Genomic DNA, 25,221 nt, shown 5'->3' with positions numbered 1-25,221 from the left:
TCGTTTCGATCCGGACATGAAGGCGTTCTTCCAGCGCCTCAAGCAAAAGGGAAAGCCGAGCAAAGTCGCACTCGTCGCCGTCATGCGAAAAATGATCATTATCCTCAACGCGAGAATCCGGGACGCAAACGCAACGGTGCTTGACACCTAACACCGTTGCTTTTTGTTTGGCGCGGCCATTCCTGCACCCGTGCATGGCAGACCAGACTCCATGTAGGATGACGAATGCGATATTGTGTGCTAAGAGCGCGCGCAACAAGGGTCGAAAAGCCAGGTGCCGGACCCTATTTATCCATGAATTCGGGCCAGATTGTCTGGCGAAGCTTATCGGCGCGCTTCCGGCGGTCGTCTCCAACAGTTGAAAACAGATGTCCATTTCGTTCGACCTTACCATTGATGATACGCGCGACCAGCTTGCCCGCCATGCGCGCGCCAGCCTGGAGGCAAAGCCTTCGCTTATCGGCATGTCACGCGAGGAAATGGCGCAAGCGCTGATCAAGGTCGGCGTGCCGGAACGCCAGACGAAAATGCGTATCAGCCAGCTCTGGCACTGGCTCTATGTGCGCGGCGTTTCCGACTTCGCCGACATGCGCAATATATCCAAGGATTTGCGCGCCCTGCTGGCGCAGCATTTCACCATCGCGCGGCCCGAAGTGGTCGAGGAACAGATCTCGCAGGACGGCACCCGCAAGTGGCTGTTCCGCTTTCCGCCGCGCGGTGCCGGTCGCCCCGTCGAAATCGAAAGCGTCTATATCCCTGAGGAAGGCCGCGGCACGCTGTGCATTTCCAGCCAGGTCGGCTGCACGCTCACCTGCTCGTTCTGCCATACCGGCACCCAGAAGCTGGTGCGCAACCTCACCTCGGAAGAAATTCTGGCGCAGCTTTTGACCGCCCGCGACCGGCTTGGCGATTTTCCGGACAAGGATACGCCGGACGGCGCAATGGTGCCTGCCGAAGGGCGCAAGATCACCAATATCGTGATGATGGGCATGGGCGAGCCGCTCTATAATTTCGAGGAAGTGAAGAAGGCCCTGCTGATCGCCTCCGATGGCGACGGCCTGTCCCTTTCCAAGCGCCGCATCACGCTTTCGACCTCCGGCGTCGTGCCGGAAATCTATCGCACCGGCGACGAGATCGGCGTCATGCTCGCCATTTCGCTGCACGCCGTGCGCGACGAATTGCGCGACATTCTGGTGCCGATCAACAAGAAGTATCCGCTGGAACAGCTCATCAAGGCCTGCCGCGAATATCCGGGCCTGTCCAATGCCAAGCGCATCACCTTCGAATATGTGATGCTCAAGGACATCAATGACAGCCTTGAGGACGCCAAGCTTCTGGTGAAGCTGTTGCAGGGCATTCCGGCCAAGATCAACCTGATCCCGTTCAACCCCTGGCCCGGCACCAATTACCAGTGCTCGGAATGGGAGCAGATCGAGAAATTTGCCGATTATGTGAATGCGGCTGGCTACGCATCGCCGATCCGCACGCCGCGCGGCCGCGACATTCTCGCCGCCTGCGGCCAGCTCAAGTCGGAATCCGAGCGCATGCGCAAGAGCGAGCGCCTCGCGCTCGAAGCCATGATGATCGCCGGGCATGGTGAATAACAGTCCGATGGGGGAGCGCGCTTGAACGATACTCTGGACTATATCATGCGCTTCGTCGTCGTCGTGTTCGGCTATTGCTGCGCTGTACTGGCGGCAGGCTGGTTTCTGGCCGCCATCCTGTTCCGTACCCTCGGCATCGATTCCTTCATGAACGATTTCGTCATGATGGCGAGCGATACGGATGCCGGTTCGTTCTTCGCGGCCACCAGCTTCTGGAGCGCCGTGTTCGTCAGCGGTTTCGCGCTTGCGGTACTGGCCGGCGGGTTCAGCTTCCTGCCCGCCCTCATCCTGATCATCCTGGCGGAAGCGCGCGGTTACAAGTCGTCGCTGTTCTACTGCGTTGCGGGCGCACTGATCGGGCTTGCGGCAGCAAGCGCATCGCTTCCGTTCAGCGATAACCGGAGCGTACAGGAAAGCTCGCTCTGGATTGCAGCCATAGCAGGCGCCGGCGTCGTCGGCAGCTTCGTCTATTGGCTGCTCGCAGGCCGCAATGCCGGACGGCTTCTATCCCGCCCGACCAACTGATTTTTTACTTCGCCTGTGCGGTGATGATCTTCAGCGCGAAGGCCGAGAATACGCCCGCAAACATCCAGTCCACGATGCGCGTCACGGTCGGGTTCTTTTTCAGGAGCCCGGCGAAACGGTCCGCTGCCACCACCATCGGAATGGTGAAGGGCAGCGCCATCGGAATGAACGACAGGCCGAGGAAGAACAATTTGCCCATGGCATGCGGGTCATGGGCCGAGACGAACTGCGGCAGGAAGGTCATGTTGAACAGGATGATCTTCGGATTGAGCAGGTTGATGCCAAGCCCGGTCAGCCAGTTCTGGAACAGCGTATGCTTCTTGCCGCCATTCTTTTCCGGCGAGAAGGCCGATCCCTTGCGGATCGCCTGCACGGCCAGAAAGACCAGATAGCCCGCGCCTACGATTTTCAGCGCCGTGAAGGCAGCCGGAGAGGCGATGATCAGCGCCGAAAGGCCGAGCGCCACCATGGTGGTGTGAATGACGATGCCGGTGCTGGCGCCAGCCATGCAGGCAAAGCCTGCCGCCTTGCCTTCGGAAAGGGCGCGCCCGACGAACAGCGTCATGTCGGGGCCGGGCGTGATGGAAAGGATCGCGGTTGCTATCGCGAACTGGACAAAGATCGTCCATTCGGGGATGAAGGTCAGGTTCGTCAGAAAAGACATCGAAATGTGCTCCAAGAGATGGCGCACGCTAGAATAATTTCCCGGCAAAGGGAACAGTGGAATGGAGACCGGAATGCTGCTGATCGTGGGGACCGTCCGCCTGCCGCCGGAAAACCTCGAGCGGGCGCGCGAAGCCATGCGGGCCATGATCGCGGCCAGCCGCGCGGAGGATGGCTGCGTAGACTATGGCTATGCCGAGGACGTGCTGCAGCCCGGCCTGATCCACGTCAAGGAATTCTGGCGCGATCGCGCCTCGCTCGACCGGCATTTCGCCTCCCCCCATATCGCCGCATGGCGCGGGACATGGCCCGAACTTGGCATCGGCGACCGCAATCTCGTCATTTATGAAGTTGGCGAACCACAGATCACGTAATACGCATGAGTTTTCGCGATAAGTCGCAGTTCGTCGGCTTGCACGCGGCTTGGCAACTGGTAAAAGACTTGCGGATATATCTGTTGGAGTTCCGCTCCAACCGCCACCGCATCAGACGGAAGTGAATTATGAGCAAGTGGAAAGACGTTAAGAAAGTCGTTCTCGCCTATTCGGGCGGCCTCGACACCTCGATCATCCTGAAGTGGCTTCAGACGGAACTGGGCGCGGAAGTCGTGACCTTTACCGCCGATCTCGGCCAGGGGGAAGAACTTGAACCGGCTCGCAAGAAGGCGGAAATGCTGGGCATCAAGGAAATCTTCATCGAGGACGTGCGCGAAGAATTCGTGCGCGATTTCGTCTTCCCGATGTTCCGCGCCAATGCCGTCTATGAAGGCGTCTACCTGCTCGGCACCTCGATTGCCCGCCCGCTGATCTCCAAGCACCTGATCGACATCGCCAGGAAGACCGGCGCCGACGCCATCGCGCATGGCGCGACCGGCAAGGGCAACGACCAGGTTCGTTTCGAGCTTTCCGCTTACGCGCTGAACCCGGACATCAAGATCATCGCCCCATGGCGCGACTGGTCGTTCAAGAGCCGCACCCATCTGCTGGAATTCGCCGAACAGCATCAGATCCCCGTCGCCAAGGACAAGAAGGGCGAAGCGCCGTTCTCCGTCGACGCCAACCTGCTGCACTCCTCGTCCGAGGGCAAAGTTCTGGAAGATCCGGCTGTCGAGGCTCCGGAATATGTGCATATGCGCACCATTTCGCCGGAAACCGCGCCCGACAAGGCAACGATCATCAAGATTGGCTTTGAAAAGGGCGACGCCGTTTCGATCAATGGCGAGCGCCTGTCGCCTGCGACACTGCTTGCCAAGCTCAACGACTATGGCCGCGACAACGGCATCGGTCGTCTCGACCTCGTGGAAAACCGCTTCGTCGGCATGAAGTCGCGCGGCGTCTACGAAACGCCGGGCGGCACGATCCTGCTTGCTGCACACCGCGCCATCGAATCGATCACGCTCGACCGTGGTGCGGCGCACCTGAAAGACGAGCTGATGCCGCGCTATGCGGAACTCATCTATTACGGCTTCTGGTTCTCGCCGGAACGCGAAATGCTGCAGGCGGCAATCGATCACAGCCAGCGCCATGTCGAAGGCGAAGTCACGCTCAAGCTCTACAAGGGCAATGTGATGGTGATCGGCCGTGAATCGGAAAAGTCGCTCTATTCCGACAAGCTCGTCACCTTCGAAGACGATCAGGGCGCCTACGACCAGAAGGACGCCGCAGGCTTCATCAAGCTCAATGCGCTGCGTCTGCGCACGCTTGCTGCGCGTGATCGCAAATAAGCATATCCAACCCGGACAAAAGCCCGCCTTCCCGGCGGGCTTTTTTTTAGAGCAGGACGTGAATTTTGTCTTTCTATCTGGCCCTGCCCGCCTGCATTCTGCTTGGCATTTATCTGCTGGTGCGCTGCATTTCCATTCTATGGAAAATCATTGCGCCTGAGGTCCGGCACCAGTTTGCAGGCAGCGCCCGGCCACATGTCTTTCACTTACCAAACGCCGGGCGATACGCGATCAGCATCGTGTTTCCGCCGTTTACCATTTTCCCCGGCACGGCCTATTTCTCAACGCAGTTTGCCATCAAGGCGCGCGCGACCGGCGCGCCGATTGCCTATCATTCCACAAGCCGCTTCCTGTTGAGCGTCCGGCGGACGGATATGCGCGGCAATGCTTCCCATGCCTTGGGATATTTCGACTGCATGACAGCCGGGGATTACGAAATCACCTGCCTGACCCCCGAAAAGATCAGGGCGAATTTCCGGCTGGAAATAACGCCCCATGTTTCGGTCCTGAAACTCGCGCCCGTCATCGCGGGAACCATTCTTGCCGCTGGAATGAGCGTGGGCGGGACGATTGTCTTTGTGCTCTGGATGACCGGCAAAATTTGATAAAGTCAGACTGCGTTCTTGATTGCCGCCAGCATTTTTTCCTCGCCGGGACGCAAGGTCAGCACCCGCACGCCATTGGCCGTGACGGCGACCGTATGCTCGAACTGCGCTGACAGTTTTCCGTCACGCGTCACCACCGTCCAGCCATCCTTTTCCTGCTTCACCTTGGCCGTACCCTGATTGAGCATCGGCTCGATGGTGAACACCATGCCTTCGCGCAGGCGAACCCCGGTGCCGGGCTTGCCGAAATGCAGGACCTGCGGTTCCTCATGCATTTCGCGACCGATGCCATGGCCGCAATATTCCCGCACGATGCTGTAATCATGCCGCTTGGCGTGACGTTCGATGGCATGGCCGATATCGCCAAGCGTCGCGCCGGGGCGCACGGCGGCAATTCCCTTCCACAGCGCCTCATAGGTCACGCGGACCAGTCGCGAGGCAAAGGGCGCAACGTCACCCACCATGTAGGTCTTGCTGGAATCGGCGATATAGCCGTCCTTTTCCAGCGTGATGTCGAAGTTGATGATCTCGCCGTTTTGAATGATCTGGTCATTCGACGGCATGCCATGGCAGACGACCTCGTTCCTGGAGCTGTTCAGCACATAAGGATAGTCATATTGTCCCTTGCTGGCAGGCCGCGCCTGCAATTCGCGGGTGATGTAGTCCTCGACCAGATCGTTGACCTGCATCGTGGTCATGCCCGCCAGCGGCGTGCGGTCGAGAAGGGCAAAAACCGAGGCGAGCAGCGCGCCGGATGCCGCCATCTTTTCCACTTCGGCCGGCGTCTTGGTCATGACGGCTGCACTTCCAGCACCGGCAGAACCGGCAGCTCGACCTGCGCTGCGCGCAACTGCATCTGCACGATCTCGTTGAACGACAGGTCGGGATGGGCCTGCGCCAGCATGCCGATCTTCATCCAGTATTCAGCCTGCGCATTGATGGAACGGCACATGACGTCGCTCGCCTTGCGCAGTTCTTCATGCAGTTCATCACCGATCTTTACGATACCCATAACAGTGTCCGGAATAAGCGTTTGATATACGAACCATATATAAACCGTATATTCTGATCGTTCAAGCTTTCTACTCTTCCTCCTCAGGCAATCAAATCATTTGCATTTAATACGGCACCTTACTATAAGGTTCCGTATGGAAATAATCGAGCAAAAGCATCGTGCCCTTCTGGGCGAAATGGAACGCCGGCACAGCCCGTCCACCGACGCGCTGAAAGCCTGTTTTGAAGTCTTGTCGCTTGCTGCGGCCATTGACCGGGATTGCGCCAGCCGGCTGGCGCCGCACAAGCTTTCGGAGGGCAAGTTCGTCCTGCTGTTTCTGCTGCACGATGCGCCGACGGCCTCTCGCCGCACGCGCTTTCGGAACGCGCAGGTGTCACGCGCGCCACCATCACCGGCCTGCTGGACGGGCTGGAGCGCGACGGTTTCCTCAAGCGCCACGCGGATAGCGCGGACCGCCGCAAGCTGACTGTCCGGCTGACATCCGAAGGAGTGCTGCTGGCGCAACAGCTTTTCGAACAACATACCGCATGGATTGCAAGCCTGATGAGCGATCTCTCGTCAGGCGAACAGCAGCTTCTCAGCACCTTGCTGCGCCGCATCTGGAGCCGCACCGATGCCGGTCGCTCCTTCAAGATCAATGAAACCCTAAGGGATATGACATGACCTATTACCTCGCCGAGCTTTATTCCCCAAAATCGAGCTGGCACGCACTCGATGCTGAAGGCCGGCAGGCCTTCTTCGAGAAAGTCGGCGCGGGCATGGGCGGACTTGCGGCGCTCGGTATCGAGGCTTTGGCATTGGGGCCTGTCGACGCGACAAAGCCTTTTGCACCCGGTCAGAATTTCTTCGCCATCTGGCGTTTTCCGGACGAAGCAGCCCTCGACATGCTGATTGCCGGAATCACCGCCACCGGCTGGCATGATTATTTCGACACGATCAATGCGGCTGGCGCTGGCACGGACCTGCCCGGTCATCTGGCGCAACTGGCAGGCGTGCCTTTCCGGGAAGCCGCCTGATACTACAGTTGCATTCTTCGTGAGGCCGGGGCTGAAAGAGCGCCTTGTCTGCGTTCCGGGGCCCGCCTGCCTTCAAATACGCTCCGCTCCGGTACTCGAAAATCACTCTTTTCGCCACGGCCCGACGAATTTGCAACTGTGGTGCCAGCTGATCGCCATGACGATAAATGCTTCCTCTCAGAGCGACCTTTGTGCGTCCCAATGAACGCAGGGCGCTCCAGGGAAGGATTTTTCTTATCCACACATGCTCCCGGCTGATCCCGCCGACTGAGCCCGCCCACTGATCCCGCTTGACTCTTGCCTCGCTCGATTCAATACTAGAACAAATAGAGAACAATTTGACAGGAATCGAACGTGAGCGGCATCGACATCGCGGCGTTGCGGCGCATGGTTACGGCCATTGCAGGCAATGATCCGCAAGGCAGTTTTGCCAGCAGGACAGGAAGCGAGGACAGGTGCGGTTTTGCGCGCGCCCGCAGTTTCACGCTTGGCCTTGCCGGGGCCGATGCCGCCTTTCCGCACGGTCTGGCGGGCGATGCGCTGCACGAGGTCTTTGCCGAAAATCCGGGCGCGCATATGGCGGCGACCGGCTTTGCGCTCGCCTTTGCCGCCCGCGCGACCGAGCGCTCCACACGATATCGGCGCCCCATCATCTGGATCGAGGAGGAAAAGGCTGCAAGCGAATATGGCGGGCTTTATCCGCCGGGGCTCCATGCCTTCGGGATCGATCCGTCGCGGCTTCTGATCGTGCGCTGCCCCACGGCGCAGGATGTGCTGAAAGCGGCAAACGATGCGCTGGAAGCAGGCAGCGGCGGCAAGGCCTCGCATCTTGTTTCCGGCGTCGTCGCCTCGGTGACAGGCCAGCCGAAATGTCTCGACCTCACCGCCTCGCGCCGCCTGCTTCTGGCAACAGAAACCGCGCAGCTGCCCGTCATCCTGCTCAGGAGCCACCGGACGGCGGTGCAAAGCGCTGCCGTCAGCCGCTGGCGGGTGGCGCCCGCGCCATCGCGTTCAAGCGGAGCGAGTGCGCCGGGAAAGCCCGCCTTTTCCGCCGTGCTGGAGCGCAACCGCCACGGCACATGCGGACAATGGATCATGGAATGGAACAATGAAACCCTTGAATTTGGTGCACGAGAACGGGACGGCAGAACGCTTGTTTCTCGCCCTGTGGTTTCCGTTTCTGCCGACCGACCGGCTTCGCCGCGCCGTTCCGCATGACGGCAGGGAGCGCCCGCCCCTGGTGGTGACCGAGCGCACGGCCAATGCGCTGCGCCTGACGGCGGTGGATGCGGCGGCGGCAAGGCTCGGTCTTTTCCCCGGCATGGCGCTGACGGATGCCCGCGCCCGCGTGGAAAGGCTGGAAGTGGCGACCGCCGTGCCGGAACAGGATGCGGCCTTGCTCAAGCGCCTTGTCCATTGGTGCGAGCGCTACACGCCGCTCGTCGCCTACGATGAGCCGCATGGGCTGATGCTCGACATAACCGGCTGCGCGCATCTGTTCGGCGGGCTCGCCGCCATGCGCGCCGACGCCATCGGCCGCATCGAACGCGCCGGGCTGAAGGTGCAGGCAGCGATTGCCGACAACAGTTTTGCCGCACGCCTTCTGGCACGGGGAACGAAGGGCGGTGTCTTCAGCAAGGTGGAGGCCGACCGGCAGCTTCCCCGCCTGCCGCTTTCCGCGCTGGAACTGACGCAAGCCGCCGAAACCGGGCTCAAGCGCGCCGGGCTGAAACGCATCGGCGATGTGATGGGGCTTCCGCGCGCCGCGCTCACCGCCCGTTTCGGCACTGATCTTGCGACCCGGCTCGACCGGCTGGCGCGGCGCGAGCGCGCGCCGATTTCCCCCTTGCGCATCCTGCCGCTCCGCACCGCCGAACGCCGCCTGTCGGAACCCGTCACGGGGATGGAGCTGGTCGAACACATTTTGCAGGAACTGGCGCAGGCGCTTTTTGCGCAGCTTGAACCGGAGGGCAAGGGCGCGCTGCTGATCGAGGCCTCCTTCTTCCGTGTCGATGGCGACGTGCGCCATATCCATATCGAAACCGGCCAGCCCTTGCGCGACGACAGGGTTTTCCTGCGCCTTGCACGCGAAAGGCTCAACGCCTTGACCTCTCCCCTCGACGCCGGTTTCGGCTTCGACATGATCCGGCTGGCGGCGTTGCGCTGCGCACCCGTCGCCCAGCGCCAGACGGGGCTCGACCAGCATGAGGAGGATGAAGCGGGTTTCAGCCAGCTTGTCGACCGGCTTTCGGCGCGGCTTGGACAGGACCGCGTTCTCGTTTCCTTTTCGCGCAACACCCATATTCCCGAACGGGCCTTCGGCCTGCGTCCCGCCCTCCATGCGGACGGCAAGGGCGAAGCCGGTCATGAAAGCGCTCCGATGCTTCCCTCAGGGCTTCCCCCGGCGCTTTCCCCAGGGCTTCCCGGCGATCCGCCCGCGCGCCCCATAAAACTGTTTCGCCCGCCGCAATTGATCGAAAGCGTGGCGGAAGTGCCTGACAGTCCGCCTTCCTTCTTCCTGTGGCGGCGGGTGCGCCATCAGGTGCGCCTTGCCGAAGGGCCGGAACGGATCGAGCCGGAATGGTGGCGTGCAATCGGCCAGGACGTGCCGGAACTGCGCGATTATTACCGGGTGGAGGATGAAAACGGCCAGCGTTTCTGGATTTTTCGCGAGGGGCTTTATGACGGCCTCAATCATCCGCGCTGGTTTCTGCATGGGTTGTTTGCGTGATGGCACAGTTTTTTGAAATGGCTGCTGCCAGCAATTTTTCCTTCCTTTGCGGCGCATCGCATCCGCAGGAACTGGTTTTGCAGGCCCATGCGCTTGGCCTGTCCGGCATAGGCATTGCCGACCGCAACACGCTGGCCGGTGTGGTGCGCGCCCATGCGGCATGGAAGGAATTTCGCGACAAGAGCGATTTCCGGCTGTTCATCGGCTGCCGCCTGTCCTTCACCGACGGAACGCCGGACATGGTCGTCTATCCGCGTGATCGCGCCGCCTATGGGCAATTGTGCCGCCTGCTGACCGAAGGCAAGACCCGCGCCGCCACCAAGGGCGAATGCCATCTCGAATGGAGCGACCTTCTGTTTCGCGCCCGGCAATTCCAGATCGCGGTCTTTCCTCCCGAGGACGACAGACCGGACTTTGCCGACCGCCTGGCGGATATCGCCAAGGCCGCCCCCGGCTCCGTCTGGCTGGCGCTCGCCATGCCGCATCAGGGGCAGGACGGACGCCGCGCGGAACGCATCGCCCGTTTCGCGGCCGAAGCCAATGTGCCGCTGATCGCCACCAATGACGTGCTCTATCATCATCCCGACCGCCGCGCGCTTCAGGACGTGCTGACGGCAACCCGCCACTACACGACTGTTTTTGCAGCCGGGCAGCTTCTGGAAAAAAATGCCGAACGCCATCTGAAACCGCCCAGGGAAATGCTGCGGCTGTTCCGCGATTATCCCGAAGCCGTCGCGGCGACCGCCGATTTCGCGGCGCCCATCACCTTCCGGCTTGACGAACTGAAATATGCCTATCCCGATGAACCCATTCCGCCCGGCAAGACGGCACGGCAGCATCTTCATGATCTCACCTGGGAAGGCGCTACCCGCCATTACGGCGCGGACACGATCCCGCCCAAGGTGCAGGCGCTGATCAACAAGGAGCTGGCGCTGATCGCCCAGCTTCAATACGAACCCTATTTCCTCACCGTCTATGACATTGTGAACCATGCCCGCAAAGAAGGCATTCTGTGCCAGGGCCGCGGCTCGGCAGCCAATTCCGTGGTCTGTTTCTGCCTTGGCATTACCGGCGTGAACCCGACGGAAGTGGACCTCCTGTTCGAGCGCTTCATCTCCGCCGAGCGGCAGGAACCGCCGGATATCGATGTCGATTTCGAGCATGAGCGCCGCGAAGAGGTGATGCAATATGTCTATGACCGCTACTCAAGGGACCGGGCCGCCATTGTTGCGACCGTCATCAGCTATCGGTCCCGTAGCGCCATCCGCGATGTCGGCAAGGCGCTGGGCCTGACCGAAGACGTGACGGCAGCGCTCGCCAATACGGTGTGGGGCATATCGGGCGGCGGCATCGACAAGCAGCATATAAGGCAGGCGGGTCTCGATCCCGAAAACCCTATCATCCGGCGCGCGGTGGAACTTGCCATCACGCTGATCGGCTTTCCGCGTCATCTGTCGCAGCATGTCGGCGGTTTCGTGCTCACCCGCAACCGGCTGGACGAGACCGTGCCCATCGGCCCGGCGGCGATGAAGGACCGCTCCTTCATCGAATGGGACAAGGACGATATCGACGAGGTGGGGCTGATGAAGGTCGATGTGCTGTCGCTCGGCATGCTCACCTGCATCCGCAAGGCATTGGACCTCATTCACCAGCACAAGCCGCAGCTTTATGGCGGCGAAAAGCTGACGCTGGCCAATCTGCCCCGCGAAGACAAGCGCGTCTACGACATGCTGTGCGCGGGCGATTCGCTCGGCGTGTTTCAGGTGGAAAGCCGCGCCCAGATGAACATGCTGCCACGCCTGAAACCGCGTGAGTTCTACGATCTCGTCATCGAGGTCGCCATTGTGCGCCCCGGCCCCATTCAGGGCGACATGGTGCATCCTTATCTGCGCCGGCGAAACGGACAGGAAAAGCCGCTTCTCCCCTCGCCCGCGCCGGAGCACGGCCCGCCGGACGAGCTGCGGCAGATTCTCGGCAAGACGATGGGCGTCCCGCTTTTTCAGGAACAGGCGATGCGCATTGCCATGGAGGCTGCAAAATTCACCCCCGATGAGGCCAACCAGCTGCGCCGCGCCATGGCCACCTTCCGCAAGATGGGCACCATCCATACGATGGAGCAAAAGATGATCGAAGGCATGGTCAGGCGTGGCTACGACCGGACCTTTGCCGAAAACTGCTTCAACCAGATCAAGGGCTTCGGCGAATATGGTTTTCCTGAAAGCCATGCGGCGAGCTTTGCGCATCTGGTCTATATTTCCGCATGGCTCAAATGCCACCATCCGGAAGTGTTCGCCGCCGCCCTCCTCAATTCCCAGCCCATGGGTTTTTACGCGTCCGCCCAGATCGTGCGCGATGCCCGCGAGCATGGCGTGACGGTGCTGCCCGTCGATGTGAATTTCAGCCAATGGGATAATATTCTGGAGGAAACGCCCGATATTCGCCTGGCGCTGCGGCTCGGCTTCCGCCAGATCGACGGTTTTTCCGAGCGGGACACCGAACTCCTGATTGCCGACCGGCAGGAGCCCTACCGCACTATCGAGGACATGCACCGGCGGCTGCGGCTCGACCGGCGCGCCTTCACGCTTCTGGCCGATGCCGACGCCTTCGGCTCGCTCGATATCGACCGCCGCGCCGCACTGTGGGCCGTGCGCCGCCTGCCCAATGACGAAACGCTGCCGCTGTTCCGCGCCGCCGCGACCAGCGAGCTGGCGGAGGAACCGCGCACAAAACTTCCCGAAATGGCGGCATCCGAGCATGTGATTGCCGATTACGAGACGACGCGGCTTTCGCTGAAGGGGCATCCGCTGCAATATCTGCGCGAGGGGCTTGCGGCGGAAGGCGTTTCCACCTGCCGCGCCGTGCAGGAAGGCGCCGACGGACGCCGCATGAAAGTAGCGGGCGTCGTCACCGTGCGCCAGCGCCCCGGCAGCGCCAAGGGCGTGGTATTCCTCACCATCGAGGATGAAAGCGGCATCGCCAATATCGTCGTCTGGCCGAAGATCATGAAGGCGTTTCGCCGCGAAGTGATGGGGGCGCGGCTGATCCATATCGAAGGCCGCATCCAGCGCAGCCCCGAAGGGTGGTGCATCTGGTGGCGGCGAAATTGCAGGACCGTTCGGCAGCGCTGATCGAGATGAGCGGACGCGAAGCGCAGCGCCTCGTCGCCCCATCCCAGATGGCACATCATCCGCGAAATGTAAAAATCATGCCGAACTCACGCGACTTCCATTAGGATTCAGCTTCTGACGGCCTGCAAATGACGCTTTGCTGCGCTTCCGGTGCTCATGTACCTTAAAGTACACTCCGCTCCGGTTCTCGCAAAACACCATTTTCGGCACGTCATAAGCTGAATCCGGGATGCCGCCCTTTTCGTTAGAGCGGTTCCGTTCTAACAGATCGCCGGAACCGCTCTAACTATTTGTTTTATCGCATTATCCAACGCAAAACCGTTTCACACTTTTGCTGGAAATGCTCTAGTTCCACGCGCCAACGAAAAGCACATGAGCACCGGAAGCGCAGAAGTGTGCCATTTGCAGGCCGTCAGAGCCGAAATAAACCGGACTTCAGTTCCATGTGCCGACAACGAACACAGCACAATAATGCAGCGCCGCGCCCACCACGACAAAACCGTGCCAGATGGCATTCTGGAACCGCAACCGCTCCCAGACATGGAAGATCACGCCCAGCGAATAGACCATGCCACCGGCTGCAATCAGCCAGAAGACCGCTGGCGGCAGCGACTGCACCATGGTGTCATAGACCATGACGCCGCTCCAGCCGAGCGCCAGATAAAGCAGGATCGACAGCCGGTCGAAACGCCCCGGCATGAACAGTTTCAGCGTGATGCCGACCGAAGCCACGCTCCAGACGAAGAGCAGCAGCGGCAGCGCACGGTCGCCCATATGCATGGCAAAGGGCGTGTAGGTTCCGGCAATCAGCAGGTAGATCGCCGAATGGTCGAAACGACGCAGGAACCATTTGGTCGGGGAGACCGGCCAGATATTGTAGACAGCCGAAATTCCGAGCGCCGCCAGAAGGCTCAGCAGGTAAACGCCCGACGAGATCGAGGTCACTGCCGGCATGTTCGGCAGGAAATGGACCAGCATGGCAACCGCGCCGACAAGCGCCAGCCCCACACCCAGAACATGGATGACGCCATCGGCCCACAATTCGGCCCGGTCATATTTCCACTTGATGGGGTGCGGCACTCTCATAGGGTCTTCCTGTCGTCGGTTCCAGAGCGCATCCCGAAAGTGTGGAGCGGTTTTCGGAAAAGATGCGCTTAAAACATGGAGGTAGAGCGCCGATCCGATCAGATCAGATCGAAACGCGCTCTCAACAGGAAACTGCCATTAGATTGCAGCGTCAAGATGACAGTTCGTTACTGAGCCGCCGGTGTGTAGGAAGCCTGGATGGGAGCCACGCCCGGAAGCGGTGCGGCGGCACCTTCCGGCAATGATGCGGGCTGGATGGAAGCCGCTGCCTCACGGGTCGGGCCGCTGCGCTTCCAGCTGCCGTCAAGGCCCGTTTCCTGCAACAGCCCCTTGCGCTTGGCATCGTAATAATAGCCGCGCGCATAATAGCGGACCGCCTGGCTTTCGTCGCCGCCCGCCACCTTGTAGGCGCCAGACAGATAGCGGACCGCATATTTCAGATTGGTTTCCGCATCGAGCAGGCCCTTAGCCGCGCCCGTATATCCCATGCCGCGCGCGGTCGGATGGCTGATCTGCATCAGGCCCCAATAGGGACCGTTGCGCGCGCCCGGATTGAACCGGCTTTCGCGATGCACGACCCGGCGCACAAGGCGTTCCGGTACGTCATAGGCGACGGAATATTTGGTAATCAGCGCATCGAGTTCTTCCGGTGCATGATCCGGCGTCTCGAAAGCCATGTTGGCGGCAACGGATGCCGGAGAAGCGGCGGCCTGCGCACCGGCATAGGCCATCATCGGTTCGGACTGGCCGCGAATGCCGGGAATGGGAACGACGGCGGGCAGGACGGGATCGGAAGGATCGGTCACCGCCGCGACGGTCTGCGTTCCACCAGCAGCGGCGGCAGCGCCCGCATCGGCTGTCGCCGTGCCTGCGGCATCTGCTGTGGCACCGGCGGCGCCGCCTGCGGCGGCAACGGTCGTGCCGGATGTATCGGTCTGCGTGATCAGCGCGGTATTTACCGGCTTGCCGCCGTCGGTGGTGTTGCAGGCGCTGAGCGCCACGGCGCAACCCAGAAGCAGAATGCCCTTGCGGACCATATCAGCGGAAGAAGAAGAAAGCTGGAGACGCATGACCGGACCCGTTCTCAGGAATCGAAATCTTGTTCGATGCGTTTTTCAAGCTCGACCAGATCGGCCGGCAGAGGCAAGCCGCTTGCGCGCAGCGCATTGAGCTTCTCGCGAACCGTTTCGCGGATTTCATGAGCGTCTTGCGGCTGATTCACCATTTGCTCGAAAAGCAGCGCAATTTCCGCCTTGATGTCCTCGAATGCCATCCAGATCCTCTTGGCTTTGCGGGCATCGCGGGACACCCGTTTCAGTCAATATTCTTTCGGTCGATGACAGTCGTGTACCATGCAAAAGGCGGCAAACGGAAGCGCTAAACGTCAGGGCGCGGCCAAAATGAATATTTCAAATGGTAACAAAAATATTAACGCGCTCACGCAAGGCGGTGCAGCACCATATCTACCGCATTGAAATTAAACGCAAAAATAGCAAGATCGTCGAAGTCCAGACCGCCATTGGGATCGAACAGATAAATGCTCGTCCAGACGAGCGCGATCACGAGCAGAATTGCCAGAATTGTCAGAATCAAAAGGCGTCGCCCGAGCGCGGCCTTGCGGCCCGCTCCTTCCGGCGGCTGTTTGGCCATAGTCACTTGCTGCCTTGTTCAATCGTCATTGGTCGCGTTCAGTTCCTCCGGCGGGGTGCCGTGTTCGGGCTCCGCCGAGAGATAGCCCTCGCGCACCAGCCATTTGCGCAGGATAAGCGTCATCGCCTCGGTCTGGTTGAGACCGGGATGCCTTTCGGCGATGAAGCGCTCCAGAGCGTCGTGCACGTCATCGGGAAGATAGGTGCTCATTCATGCTCCTCCGCATATCTTCACACTACGGTTACGGACAGTTCCCCCACACCATCCACCTTGCCTTCCAGACGGTCGCCGCGCTTGACCGGGCCAACGCCCGCAGGCGTACCCGTAAAGATAAGATCGCCGGGGCGCAGCTCAAAGAGCGACGACAGGTAGGAAATGGTTTCCGCCACCTTCCAGATCATCTGGTTGAGGTCGCCCGACTGGCGCGTCTCGCCATTGATGGAAAGCGAAATCGCCGCCTTTTCCGGGTGGCCGATTTCCGACACCGGCACGAGGGCCGAACAGGGCGCAGAGTGCTCGAAAGCCTTCGCCACTTCCCAAGGGCGGCCCGCCTTCTTGGCCACGGCCTGCAGGTCGCGGCGCGTCATGTCAATGCCGACGGCATAGCCATAAACATGGCCCAGCGCCTTTTCGACGGAAATGTCGGTGCCGCCCGTCTTCAGCGCCACCACGAGTTCGATCTCGTGATGCACGTCCTCGGTCTTCGGCGGATAGGGGAAGTCGCCGCCCCCGATCACCAGGCTGTCCGGGTTCTTCTGGAAGAAGAAAGGCGGGTTGCGGGTCGGATCGCCGCCCATTTCGATGGCGTGATCGGCATAGTTCTGGCCGACGCAATAGATGCGATGCACGGGAAAGAGCGCGTCCGTTCCCTTCACCGGCAGAAACGGCTGCGGGGGCGGCGCAAAAACATAAGTCGTCATGGGGAACTATTCCGGTCGGAAACTGATGAAGCGATTTTCCCATCATGCAGACGCAAGCGCGTCGCCGCAACCCTTGAAAGACGCAATTCCCTGTTATCGCCCGTCCGAGACCACGACAAACTCCGCCTTGCGCGATTGTGCGACCACGAGTTCGGCATTGGGAATATCGTTGGAAAGGGCGCGGTTTCGGGCGGTTTCGGCGTCGAAGCCGAAGCCGAGCCAGCGATCGGTGAGGCGGCGCTCCAGTTCGTCGAAAGGCACGTCCAGATAGATCGTCATGTCGAAAAAGGGAGCAAGCTGCGCCCATGGCTGCTGATCGAGCAGCAGGTAATTGCCTTCCACCAGAAGCACGCGATGCTCCGGCCCGACCACGGATGCGGCGGCGCGGGAAAGCTCCAGCGAGCGGTCGAAGACCGGGATGAAGACTTCGCCGTCCGCCTGTTTCAGCCGTTGCAGCAGCACCGCAAACCCGGCGCAGTCGAAGGTGGGCGGCGAACCCTTGCGGCCCAGCAATCCGCGCCTGTCGAGAATGGCGTCATCGAGGTGAAATCCGTCCATGGGCACGACAATGGACGGCGCTTCGCCGCCCTTGTTGATGGCATGGAGCAGATAATCGGACATGGTGGATTTTCCGGCTCCCGGCGGGCCTGCAACGGCCACGATCAGGCGTCCGTCAGTTTCCGCCAGCCGCGCAAGAATTTCCGAAGGCAGGGCTTCGCGCTCGATAGGCGTCATGTCCGGTTTCCGTGATTCGTCCTGCCAGCATATCAGAAGCTCAAGCCGCTTCCTTCGGCCTCATCGCGCCGGTCATCAGCGCTACCGCATCCGACATGGAATATTCCTTGGGGTCGATGACCGTCAGGCGGCGTCCGAGCCGGTGAATGTGGATGCGGTCGGCGACCTCGAACACATGCGGCATGTTATGCGAGATGAGCACGATGGGCATGCCGCGCCGCTTCACGTCCTGGATGAGTTCCAGCACCCGGCGCGATTCCTTGACGCCGAGCGCCGCAGTCGGCTCGTCCATGATGACCACCTTGGAGCCGAAGGCGGCGGCACGCGCCACCGCAACGCCCTGGCGCTGGCCGCCCGAAAGGGTTTCCACCGCCTGACCGATGTTCTGGATGGTCATCAGGCCCAGTTCGGAGAGTTTTTCGCGGGCGATCTTTTCCATCGCACCCCGATCCAGCATGCGGAACAGCGAGCCGAGCGGCCCCTTGCGGCGGATTTCGCGGCCGAGAAACAGGTTGTCGGCGATGGAAAGTGCTGGCGACAGGGCAAGGTTCTGATAGACCGTCTCGATGCCCGCCTGCCGCGCTTCCATCGGCGAATGAAAGCTGACCGGCTTGCCGTCGAGCAGGATTTCGCCCTCGTCGGGCTTGATCGCGCCGGACAGCGCCTTGATGAGCGAGGACTTGCCCGCGCCATTATCGCCGATGACCGCGAGGATTTCGCCGGGATAGAGGTCGAAATCGGCATGGTCGAGAGCCGTGACGCGACCATAGCGCTTGACCAGCCCCTTGGCGGAAAGAACAGGCGTGGTGTTCGTTTTCATGCGGCAGCCTTTCTGATCCACTGGTCGATGGCGACGGCGGCAATGATGAGAACGCCGATCAGGAGATAGGTCCATTGCGGATCGGTGCCCCACAGGCGCAGGCCCAACGAGAACACGCCGACGATCAGCGCGCCGAACATGGTGCCGAGGATGGAGCCGCGCCCGCCGAAGAGCGATATGCCGCCGATCACCACGGCGGTGATGGATTCGATATTGGCGAACTGGCCCGCAGTCGGCGACACGGAGCCGAGACGGCCGATCATCGCCCAGCCCGCCAGCGCGCAGATGATACCGGCCAGCACATAGACCGACATGAGGATGGGCTTGACCGAGACGCCGGAAAGCTGCGCCGCCTCGGGATCGTCGCCGATGGCATAGACGTGCCGTCCCCAGGCGGTGTGGTTCAGCACATACCAGAGCAGCAGCACCAGAAGCACCATGGCGATGACGCCATAGGTGAAGACCGCGCCGCCGATGCGCACGCTTTCGCCGAAGAATTGCAGGATCGGCGCTTCCGCCGTGATTTCCTGCGCGCGGATGGTCTCGTTAGCGGAATAAAGGAAGTTGGTGGCGAGGATCACCTGCCACATGCCGAGCGTCACGATGAAGGGCGGCAGGCGCACATAGGCGACCAGAAAGCCGTTGATGAAGCCGCAGAGCGCGCCCGTGGCAAAGCCGCAGAAAACGGCAAGCTCGGCGGGAAGACCGTAGCGGAAGGTGAACTGGCCCATCACCACCGAGGACAGCACCATGATGGCGCCGACCGAAAGGTCGATACCGGCGGTGAGGATCACGAGCGTCTGCGCCGCCGCGACAATGCCGGTGATGGCGACCTGCTGCAGGATAAGCGTCAGCGAGAAGGCGGAGAAGAACTTGCCGCCCAGCGTGACGCCGAAGATCAGCAGCGACAGGACGAGCACGATCAGCGGCACGGCAGCGGGATTGTGATGCAGGAAACTCCGCATCCGATAAAGCAGCGACCGGTCGCCCGCATCGAAGGAGGCGACTTCCGCCGCGCTCTGCGAAAGCGTCTTTTCATAGTCCTGCATGGACGGTTTTTGTGCAGCGGAAGCCGCCTGTGGCTCACTCATCTCTGTCTCCTGCCTTCAACCTGGCCCGGCAGACCTGCCGATCCGCCGAACCAGAACCCAAAGAGCCTGTCAGCCCCAGCACTTGCCGAGCGCGGTCTTGGTATCGATCGACGGAACGCCATCGACCGGCTTGTCGGTGACGAGCGACACGCCCGTATCGACAAAATCCTTGCCTTCGGTCGGCTTCGGCTTTTCGCCGGTATCGGCAAACTTCTTGATCGCCTCGATGCCGAGCGCCGCCATCTGCAGCGGATATTGCTGCGAGGTCGCGCCGATCACGCCAGCCTCGACATTCTTCACGCCGGGGCAGCCGCCATCGATGGAAACGATCAGCACGTCCTTTTCGCGCCCGACGGCCTTCAGCGCCTCATAGGCACCGGCGGCGGCAGGTTCGTTGATGGTGTGGACGACATTGATGTTCGGGTCCTTCTGGAGAAGGTTCTCCATCGCGCGGCGTCCGCCTTCCTCGTTGCCGTCGGTCAGGTCGCGACCGGCAATACGCGGATCGTCCTCGTCGCCAAGCTTGGTCTTGTCCTTCGGATCGATGCCGAAGCCGGTGGCAAAACCCTGATCGCGCAGCACGTCGACGCTTGGCTGTGATGCGGTGAGGTTGAGGAAGGCCACATGCGCGTCCTTGGCCTTGTCGCCAAGCGTCGCCGCCGCCCATTTGCCGACCAGCTCACCGGCGAGGAAATTGTCGGTGGCGAAGGTTGCGTCCGCCGCGTCGGCGGGCTCAAGCGGCGTATCGAGCGCGATGATGAGCATGCCCGCCTCGCGCGCCTTCTGCAGCGACGGCACGATGCCCTTGGTGTCGGACGCGGTGATCAGAATGCCCTTGGCGCCATCGGCGATGCAGGTTTCGATGGCCGCGACCTGGCTTTCGGAATCGCCGTCGATCTTGCCCGCATAGGTCTTGAGATTGACGCCAAGCTCCTTGGCCTTGGCGACCGCGCCTTCCTTCATCTTGACGAAGAACGGATTGGTGTCGGTCTTGGTGATGAGGCACGCGCCGGCATCGGCGGCGTTGGCCGAACTCAATGGAATGGCGGCAGCGCCAAGCGCGAAGGCAGCAAAGGCTGCCGACAGAACTGTCTTCTTCATGGACTCCTCCCAGATTGAAGCCGGTTCCTCTTCCCGGCACCGGAGAAGCAAAACACGGCTTTAAAACAGAGTCAATTAATAAATCCACTTGATTTATTAATGTCCTGTGTCACTCTGACTGACGGAGGAGAAAGCGCGAAACAAGCGGGCGACAGGCTGCCAGCTTCATCCGCGCCTATCTTAAGCGATTGTTTTATTTGATGTCCCGCACGTCAGGGGTTTTTCTCCTTCGATGTTTGGTTTAGGAATTCCCGCACGCCATGGCCGCATTCCGATTGCATCCCATGGGCCGGAATCTGGGAGAGGCTATGGTCAGGCATAAAGTTGAACGCGAGCCGGACAGCGGATCAGCCGAAAGCGTTCCCGCTACGCCTTCCGGCACAATTTCGGGAACGCTTTCAGGAACGCTTTCGGGAACACTTTCGGGAACGCCGGGCCCCGCCATGCAGCAATTCGCCGGGCCCGGCGCGAACGTCAATCGCGGTTCAAACCAGATCGGCGTGCGCGCCTATAATGAGCGGCTGGTTCTGGCGCTGGTGCGCAGGCACGGCGCGCTTGCCCGCGCCGACATTGCCCGCCTGACCGGGCTTTCGGCGCAGACGGTTTCCGTCATCATCCGCGCGCTGGAAAAGACGGCCTCATCACGCAGGGCGAACGGGTGCGCGGCCGTGTCGGCCAGCCTTCCATGCCGATGCGCCTTGCCGCCGACGGGGTTTTCTCCTTCGGCCTCAAGATCGGGAGGCGCAGCGCGGAAATCATCCTGATGGATTTTCTGGGCGCGATTCGCGAGCGGCGGCACATCACCTATCGCTGGCCGGTGCCGGACGAAATCCGCAGCTTCACCATCGACAGCGTCAACGCCTTCACAGCCGCGCTGGAACCGGCCAGGCGCGACCGCATCGCCGGGCTTGGCATTGCCCTCCCCTTTGAACTCTGGAACTGGGTCGAGGAAGTGGGTGCGCCAGCCGAAGATCTTGATGCATGGCTTGGCGCCGATCTGGTCAGCGATTTCGCCCATGCATTCTCGTTTCCGGTCTTCATCCAGAATGACGGAACGGCGGCCTGCGGCGCGGAACTGACTTTTGGCCGCGGACCAGAATTCACCGATTTCGTCTATTTCTTCATCGGGTCGTTCATCGGCGGCGGCGTGGTGCTGAACAACACGCTCTATCCGGGGCGCACCGGCAATGCGGGCGCGCTCGGCTCCATGCCGATGCGCATGCGCGGCACGTGGGAACGCGGCGAAACCTTGCAGCTTATCGACACGGCATCGCTGTTCGTCCTCGAACGCATGTTGCAGGAGCGGCACCTGCCCTCCGACGATCTGTGGCTTTCGCCGGAAAACTGGCGAAATTTCGGTACGCCGCTCGACGAATGGGTGGCGCTTGCCGCACGCGGGCTGGCGCATGCGGCAGTGGCCGCCGCCTCCGTCATCGACTTTCCCGCCGCCATCATCGATGGCTGGCTGCCGGGCAATGTGCGCCACCGCATCGTGGAAGCGACCCGCATCGAGCTTTCATGCCTCGATTTGCAGGGCCTGCGGGCGCCGGAGATCATCGAGGGCAAGGTTGGCGTCCATGCCAAGGCGATGGGCGCGGCAAGCCTGCCGCTTTCCAACCGCTACCTGTTCGACCAGAGCGTCCTGTTCAAGGATGCAAGCTAGTTCCCTTTATGGCCTTGTCGATATCCTTCTTTGGACCATAAAGCGCAAGGCCGACCAGATCGGGGGCATCGGCATTTTCGGCCTTGAACACAGCACGGTTGGCGACGTCGTGCCCGGTCTCGAACATGGCGCGCACATAGGGCGCACGGATGAGATCGCGCTGGATCGATTGCTGCCATGCCCGTTGCAGCACGTCCGGCATTGCCGAGAAGATCAGCATCGGCTGGCCGAGCAGAGGCGCATGCCTGCGGCCCGCCGCATCCTCATAAGGGTCGCCCATCGCCTGCGGAACCGCGCCGGATATGCCGGTCGCGATGAAGGCGGTCACGTTCAACTTCTGCCAGACGGGCAGATCGTGCAGGACAAGAATCGCTACTTTGGTTTCGAAAATCATCGGGTCTTCCTCTGTTCGAGGAAAGAACTAGCCCTTTGCGGCTGCAATTTCTGGAACGTTTGTGCGCCCCCGGCGATAGGCGGCAGGCGTCATGCCATAGGCGCGGCGGAACCAGCGCCCCATATGGCTCTGGTCGGCAAAGCCGCTGAGTGCTGCGGCCTCCGCCGGCGGCACTTTTTCGCGCAGCAGGCGGCGGGCTTCGGCAAGGCGCAACTGCACCAGACAGGCATGCGGCGAGGTGCCGTAGGCGCGCCGGAACCCGCGTGAAAGCTGGAAACGGTCGGCGGCTCCCACCGCCTCCGCCAGTTCATCAAGGCCGAATTCCTCATCGAAACGCGCGCGCAGATAATCCATCGTGCGGGCAGCGACCGGATGCGGAGCCGCCGCTTTTTCTGCCGCGTCGTCGCCCACATGCGGGGAAAGATGCCGGAAAAGATGGTTCGTCACCCGGTCGCGGCAGTCCTCGATCATCAGGCGCGGCGCTTCCAGAAAGATCGCCTCGCAGGCGCGGGCGACCGCATGGAACAGTCCTTCGTCATCGGCCAGGGTCTGACTAAAGCCGATATGCGCATCATTGCCGCCCATGGCATCGCGGATCAGCGCCTGCGGCATATAGAGCATATTATAGGCAAAGCCGTCCGCCGCGACCGCCTGCCCGTCGTGGCGTTCGCCCGGCTCGATGAGAATCACTCGCCCCGGCGTGCTTTGCCGCCGCCTGCCCCGGCAGAAAAAATCCTGAACGCCCGCATGTGTCACCCCGACAAGCCATTCGTCGTGAAAATGCATGTCATAGGCGTGGCTGTGAAAGCGCGCCGCCACGGCTTCGAGGCCGGTGGCATCGTCGCGTTTCAGGCGCATCTGATCGCGCGGGCCAGCGATGGGGCGAGCATTGTCCGTCATGACGGAATTTGTAGCATGGCCGGCGACAAACACACGCTTTGTTATTTTCAATCAATAAGTTTGATCTATGTTGTCTTGCAATGACCGCAAATGCCGACAAGGTGTATCGTACCAACTGATTGAATCAACCGGGAAAAACATGACCGTAACGACAATCGCGACCACCCCCTACCAGGACCAGCAGCCGGGCACTTCGGGCCTGCGCAAGAAGGTTCCGGTGTTCCAGCAGCAGAACTACGCTGAAAACTTCATCCAGTCGGTCTTCGATGTGCTGGAAGGTTTTGCCGGCAAGACGCTCGTGGTCGGCGGCGACGGTCGCTATTACAATCGCGAAGTGATCCAGAAGCTGATCAAGATTGCCGCCGCCAACGGTTTTGGCCGCATCATGGTGGGTCAGGGCGGCATTCTTTCGACGCCTGCCGCCTCCAACATGATCCGCAAATACAAGGCTTTCGGCGGCATGGTGCTTTCGGCCAGCCACAATCCCGGCGGGCCGAATGAAGATTTCGGCATCAAATACAATATCGGCAATGGCGGACCGGCGCCGGAAAAGATCACCGAGGCGATCTTCGCCCGCTCCAAGGTGATCGACCAGTACAGGATTGCCGATGTGGCCGATGTTGATATCGACATGATCGGCACCACACGGATCGGCGACACCGAGGTCGTCATCTTCGATCCCGTTACCGATTATGCCGAACTGATGGAGAGCCTGTTCGACTTCGACGCCATCCGCGCCATGATCAAGGGCGGGTTCCGCATGAAGTTCGACGCGATGCATGCGGTGACCGGCCCCTACGCCACGGAAATCTTCGAGAAGCGCCTTGGCGCACCAAAGGGCAGCGTCGTCAATTTCGTGCCGCTGCCGGATTTCGGCGGCCATCATCCGGACCCGAACCTCGTCTACGCAAAAGATCTCTACGATCTTCTGATGTCCGATCACGCGCCGGATTTCGGCGCGGCTTCCGATGGCGACGGCGACCGCAATCTCATTATCGGGCGCGGCATCTTCGTCACCCCATCCGATTCGCTTGCCATGCTCGCCGCCAATGCGCATCTGGCGCCCGGCTACAAGGACGGCATCAAGGGCATTGCCCGGTCCATGCCGACCAGCGCCGCCGCCGACCGCGTGGCGGAAAAGCTCGGGCTCGGCATGTTTGAAACCCCGACCGGCTGGAAGTTCTTCGGCAATCTGCTCGACAACGGCAAGGTGACGATTTGCGGCGAGGAAAGCTCCGGCACCGGTTCCGACCATGTGCGCGAGAAGGACGGCCTGTGGGCAGTGCTGCTGTGGCTCAATATTCTGGCGGTGCGCAAGCAGAGCGTGAAGGAAATCGTCGAGGAGCACTGGGCGCGTTTCGGGCGCAATTATTACACCCGCCACGACTATGAGGCGGTCGATTCCGACATCGCCAGACAGTTGGTGGCCGACCTGCGCGGCAAGCTTGCCTCCCTGCCGGGCACGACGGTCAACGGCCTCACGATCGAGAAGGCCGACGACTTCGCCTATCGCGATCCGGTCGATGGCTCGATCAGCGAACATCAGGGCATCCGCATCTATTTCCCGGAGGGCGGCCGCGTGGTGCTGCGCCTGTCCGGCACCGGCACGTCGGGCGCCACCATCCGCATCTATGTCGAGCGCTATGAGGCCGATATTGCCCGGCACAATCTCGACACGCAGGAAACGCTGGCTCCCTACATCGAAGCAGCAGAACAGATCGCGGAAGTGAAGAAGCGCAGCGGACGGGCGGAGCCGTCGGTGGTTACTTGAGTAGGGCAGTAGGGCAGTAGGGCAGTAGGGCAGTAGGGCAGTAGGGCAGTAGGGCAGTAGGGCAGTAGGGCAGTAGGGCA

24 protein-coding genes and 4 pseudogenes are annotated in these 25,221 nt (G+C 61.2%); 13 read left to right on the top strand and 15 right to left on the bottom strand.

Annotated elements, in window-relative coordinates:
* From ACS5UA_RS21885 to ACS5UA_RS21875, 3 genes and pseudogenes are all read left to right on the top strand, one after another.
* A pseudogene (locus ACS5UA_RS21885) lies at positions 1-151 on the top strand (IS110 family transposase); the annotation flags it as partial.
* Between the two features lie 217 nt (positions 152-368).
* Complete coding sequence (gene rlmN / locus ACS5UA_RS21880; protein WP_021587727.1) at positions 369-1,604, top strand: 23S rRNA (adenine(2503)-C(2))-methyltransferase RlmN; 1,236 nt, start codon at positions 369-371, stop codon at positions 1,602-1,604.
* A gap of 21 nt (positions 1,605-1,625) precedes the next feature.
* Complete coding sequence (locus ACS5UA_RS21875; protein ID WP_063619920.1) at positions 1,626-2,129, top strand: hypothetical protein; 504 nt, start codon at positions 1,626-1,628, stop codon at positions 2,127-2,129.
* A 4-nt stretch (positions 2,130-2,133) separates the two neighbouring features.
* Here the strand turns inward: ACS5UA_RS21875 and ACS5UA_RS21870 are convergent, their stop codons facing one another.
* Positions 2,134-2,793 (bottom strand): LysE family translocator, encoded by a 660-nt coding sequence (locus ACS5UA_RS21870; RefSeq protein ID WP_006472946.1) that lies wholly within the window; start codon positions 2,791-2,793, stop codon positions 2,134-2,136.
* A gap of 73 nt (positions 2,794-2,866) precedes the next feature.
* Between ACS5UA_RS21870 and ACS5UA_RS21865 the strand changes: the two genes are divergently transcribed.
* From ACS5UA_RS21865 to ACS5UA_RS21855, 3 genes are all read left to right on the top strand, one after another.
* Positions 2,867-3,166, top strand: coding sequence for a putative quinol monooxygenase (locus ACS5UA_RS21865; protein WP_262074564.1), 300 nt, complete (start codon positions 2,867-2,869; stop codon positions 3,164-3,166).
* Positions 3,167-3,294: 128 nt separating this feature from the next.
* Positions 3,295-4,515, top strand: coding sequence for an argininosuccinate synthase (locus ACS5UA_RS21860; RefSeq protein ID WP_006465803.1), 1,221 nt, complete (start codon positions 3,295-3,297; stop codon positions 4,513-4,515).
* A 65-nt stretch (positions 4,516-4,580) separates the two neighbouring features.
* On the top strand, positions 4,581-5,120 hold the full coding sequence (locus ACS5UA_RS21855) for a hypothetical protein (RefSeq protein ID WP_262074562.1): 540 nt from the start codon (positions 4,581-4,583) through the stop codon (positions 5,118-5,120).
* Positions 5,121-5,125: 5 nt separating this feature from the next.
* Here ACS5UA_RS21855 and map read toward each other — a convergent pair whose 3' ends face one another.
* Together map and ACS5UA_RS21845 are read right to left on the bottom strand one after the other, a co-directional pair.
* Entirely contained in the window at positions 5,126-5,914 is a 789-nt protein-coding gene (gene map / locus ACS5UA_RS21850) for a type I methionyl aminopeptidase (RefSeq protein ID WP_262074560.1), read from the bottom strand.
* The gene (locus tag ACS5UA_RS21845; RefSeq protein ID WP_006472948.1) at positions 5,911-6,132 is read right to left on the bottom strand and encodes a ParD-like family protein; all 222 of its coding nucleotides are present in this window, start codon (positions 6,130-6,132) and stop codon (positions 5,911-5,913) included. Before ACS5UA_RS21845 ends, map begins: the two co-directional genes overlap by 4 nt.
* 136 nt (positions 6,133-6,268) lie before the next feature.
* On the opposite strand from ACS5UA_RS21845, the pseudogene ACS5UA_RS21840 reads away from it, so the two are divergent.
* The 5 genes and pseudogenes from ACS5UA_RS21840 (at position 6,269) to ACS5UA_RS21820 (ending at position 13,114) form a co-directional block, all read left to right on the top strand.
* Positions 6,269-6,798, top strand: a pseudogene (locus tag ACS5UA_RS21840) (MarR family winged helix-turn-helix transcriptional regulator).
* Positions 6,795-7,151: a DUF6616 family protein gene (locus tag ACS5UA_RS21835; RefSeq protein ID WP_006465798.1), complete on the top strand. Its 357-nt coding sequence runs from the start codon at positions 6,795-6,797 to the stop codon at positions 7,149-7,151. Before ACS5UA_RS21840 ends, ACS5UA_RS21835 begins: the two are co-directional and overlap by 4 nt.
* Positions 7,152-7,505: 354 nt before the next feature.
* The gene (locus ACS5UA_RS21830) at positions 7,506-8,369 is read left to right on the top strand and encodes an ImuA family protein (RefSeq protein ID WP_262074554.1); all 864 of its coding nucleotides are present in this window, start codon (positions 7,506-7,508) and stop codon (positions 8,367-8,369) included.
* Complete coding sequence (locus tag ACS5UA_RS21825; protein ID WP_443101811.1) at positions 8,305-9,882, top strand: Y-family DNA polymerase; 1,578 nt, start codon at positions 8,305-8,307, stop codon at positions 9,880-9,882. Before ACS5UA_RS21830 ends, ACS5UA_RS21825 begins: the two co-directional genes overlap by 65 nt.
* Positions 9,882-13,114 (top strand): annotated as a pseudogene (locus ACS5UA_RS21820) (error-prone DNA polymerase). Before ACS5UA_RS21825 ends, ACS5UA_RS21820 begins: the two are co-directional and overlap by 1 nt.
* 331 nt (positions 13,115-13,445) lie before the next feature.
* On the opposite strand, the gene trhA reads toward ACS5UA_RS21820, so the two are convergent.
* From trhA to ACS5UA_RS21770, 10 genes are all read right to left on the bottom strand, one after another.
* A complete protein-coding gene (gene trhA / locus ACS5UA_RS21815) occupies positions 13,446-14,096 on the bottom strand; it encodes a PAQR family membrane homeostasis protein TrhA (RefSeq protein WP_262074550.1) in 651 nt (216 codons plus the stop codon).
* Between the two features lie 167 nt (positions 14,097-14,263).
* The gene (locus ACS5UA_RS21810; RefSeq protein ID WP_262074548.1) at positions 14,264-15,166 is read right to left on the bottom strand and encodes a lytic transglycosylase domain-containing protein; all 903 of its coding nucleotides are present in this window, start codon (positions 15,164-15,166) and stop codon (positions 14,264-14,266) included.
* A gap of 14 nt (positions 15,167-15,180) precedes the next feature.
* The gene (locus ACS5UA_RS21805; RefSeq protein WP_006472952.1) at positions 15,181-15,369 is read right to left on the bottom strand and encodes a hypothetical protein; all 189 of its coding nucleotides are present in this window, start codon (positions 15,367-15,369) and stop codon (positions 15,181-15,183) included.
* Positions 15,370-15,533: 164 nt separating this feature from the next.
* Positions 15,534-15,746 (bottom strand): hypothetical protein, encoded by a 213-nt coding sequence (locus ACS5UA_RS21800; protein WP_262074546.1) that lies wholly within the window; start codon positions 15,744-15,746, stop codon positions 15,534-15,536.
* An 18-nt stretch (positions 15,747-15,764) separates the two neighbouring features.
* Positions 15,765-15,956 carry a hypothetical protein gene (locus tag ACS5UA_RS21795; RefSeq protein WP_006465790.1) on the bottom strand — a complete coding sequence of 64 codons (192 nt, stop codon included), beginning with the start codon at positions 15,954-15,956 and terminating at the stop codon, positions 15,765-15,767.
* A 20-nt stretch (positions 15,957-15,976) separates the two neighbouring features.
* Positions 15,977-16,666, bottom strand: coding sequence for a fumarylacetoacetate hydrolase family protein (locus tag ACS5UA_RS21790; protein WP_063619912.1), 690 nt, complete (start codon positions 16,664-16,666; stop codon positions 15,977-15,979).
* A gap of 93 nt (positions 16,667-16,759) precedes the next feature.
* The gene (locus ACS5UA_RS21785; RefSeq protein WP_262074541.1) at positions 16,760-17,401 is read right to left on the bottom strand and encodes a nucleoside/nucleotide kinase family protein; all 642 of its coding nucleotides are present in this window, start codon (positions 17,399-17,401) and stop codon (positions 16,760-16,762) included.
* 40 nt (positions 17,402-17,441) lie between these two features.
* Positions 17,442-18,221: an ATP-binding cassette domain-containing protein gene (locus ACS5UA_RS21780; RefSeq protein WP_061344754.1), complete on the bottom strand. Its 780-nt coding sequence runs from the start codon at positions 18,219-18,221 to the stop codon at positions 17,442-17,444.
* A complete protein-coding gene (locus ACS5UA_RS21775) occupies positions 18,218-19,312 on the bottom strand; it encodes an ABC transporter permease (protein WP_262074538.1) in 1,095 nt (364 codons plus the stop codon). Before ACS5UA_RS21775 ends, ACS5UA_RS21780 begins: the two co-directional genes overlap by 4 nt.
* Before the next feature lie 69 nt (positions 19,313-19,381).
* On the bottom strand, positions 19,382-20,413 hold the full coding sequence (locus tag ACS5UA_RS21770) for a sugar ABC transporter substrate-binding protein (RefSeq protein WP_021587710.1): 1,032 nt from the start codon (positions 20,411-20,413) through the stop codon (positions 19,382-19,384).
* Between the two features lie 443 nt (positions 20,414-20,856).
* Here ACS5UA_RS21770 and ACS5UA_RS21765 point away from each other — a divergent pair.
* Positions 20,857-22,076 (top strand): annotated as a pseudogene (locus tag ACS5UA_RS21765) (ROK family transcriptional regulator).
* On the opposite strand, the gene ACS5UA_RS21760 reads toward ACS5UA_RS21765, so the two are convergent.
* Both ACS5UA_RS21760 and ACS5UA_RS21755 read right to left on the bottom strand, forming a co-directional pair.
* Entirely contained in the window at positions 22,060-22,470 is a 411-nt protein-coding gene (locus ACS5UA_RS21760; protein WP_262074532.1) for a DUF2000 domain-containing protein, read from the bottom strand. The pseudogene ACS5UA_RS21765 and the gene ACS5UA_RS21760 sit on opposite strands and share 17 nt — an antisense overlap.
* Before the next feature lie 27 nt (positions 22,471-22,497).
* The gene (locus tag ACS5UA_RS21755) at positions 22,498-23,370 is read right to left on the bottom strand and encodes an AraC family transcriptional regulator (RefSeq protein ID WP_262074530.1); all 873 of its coding nucleotides are present in this window, start codon (positions 23,368-23,370) and stop codon (positions 22,498-22,500) included.
* A gap of 139 nt (positions 23,371-23,509) precedes the next feature.
* On the opposite strand from ACS5UA_RS21755, the gene ACS5UA_RS21750 reads away from it, so the two are divergent.
* Complete coding sequence (locus ACS5UA_RS21750; protein ID WP_262074528.1) at positions 23,510-25,141, top strand: alpha-D-glucose phosphate-specific phosphoglucomutase; 1,632 nt, start codon at positions 23,510-23,512, stop codon at positions 25,139-25,141.
* Positions 25,142-25,221: the final 80 nt, after the last annotated feature.

Origin of the sequence: Brucella sp. RRSP16 (assembly GCF_052246815.1) — a bacterium.
GTDB lineage: Bacteria > Pseudomonadota > Alphaproteobacteria > Rhizobiales > Rhizobiaceae > Brucella > Brucella intermedia.
The sequence above is the reverse complement of the archived record's forward strand: the minus strand, read 5'-3'. Positions and strand labels throughout refer to the sequence as shown.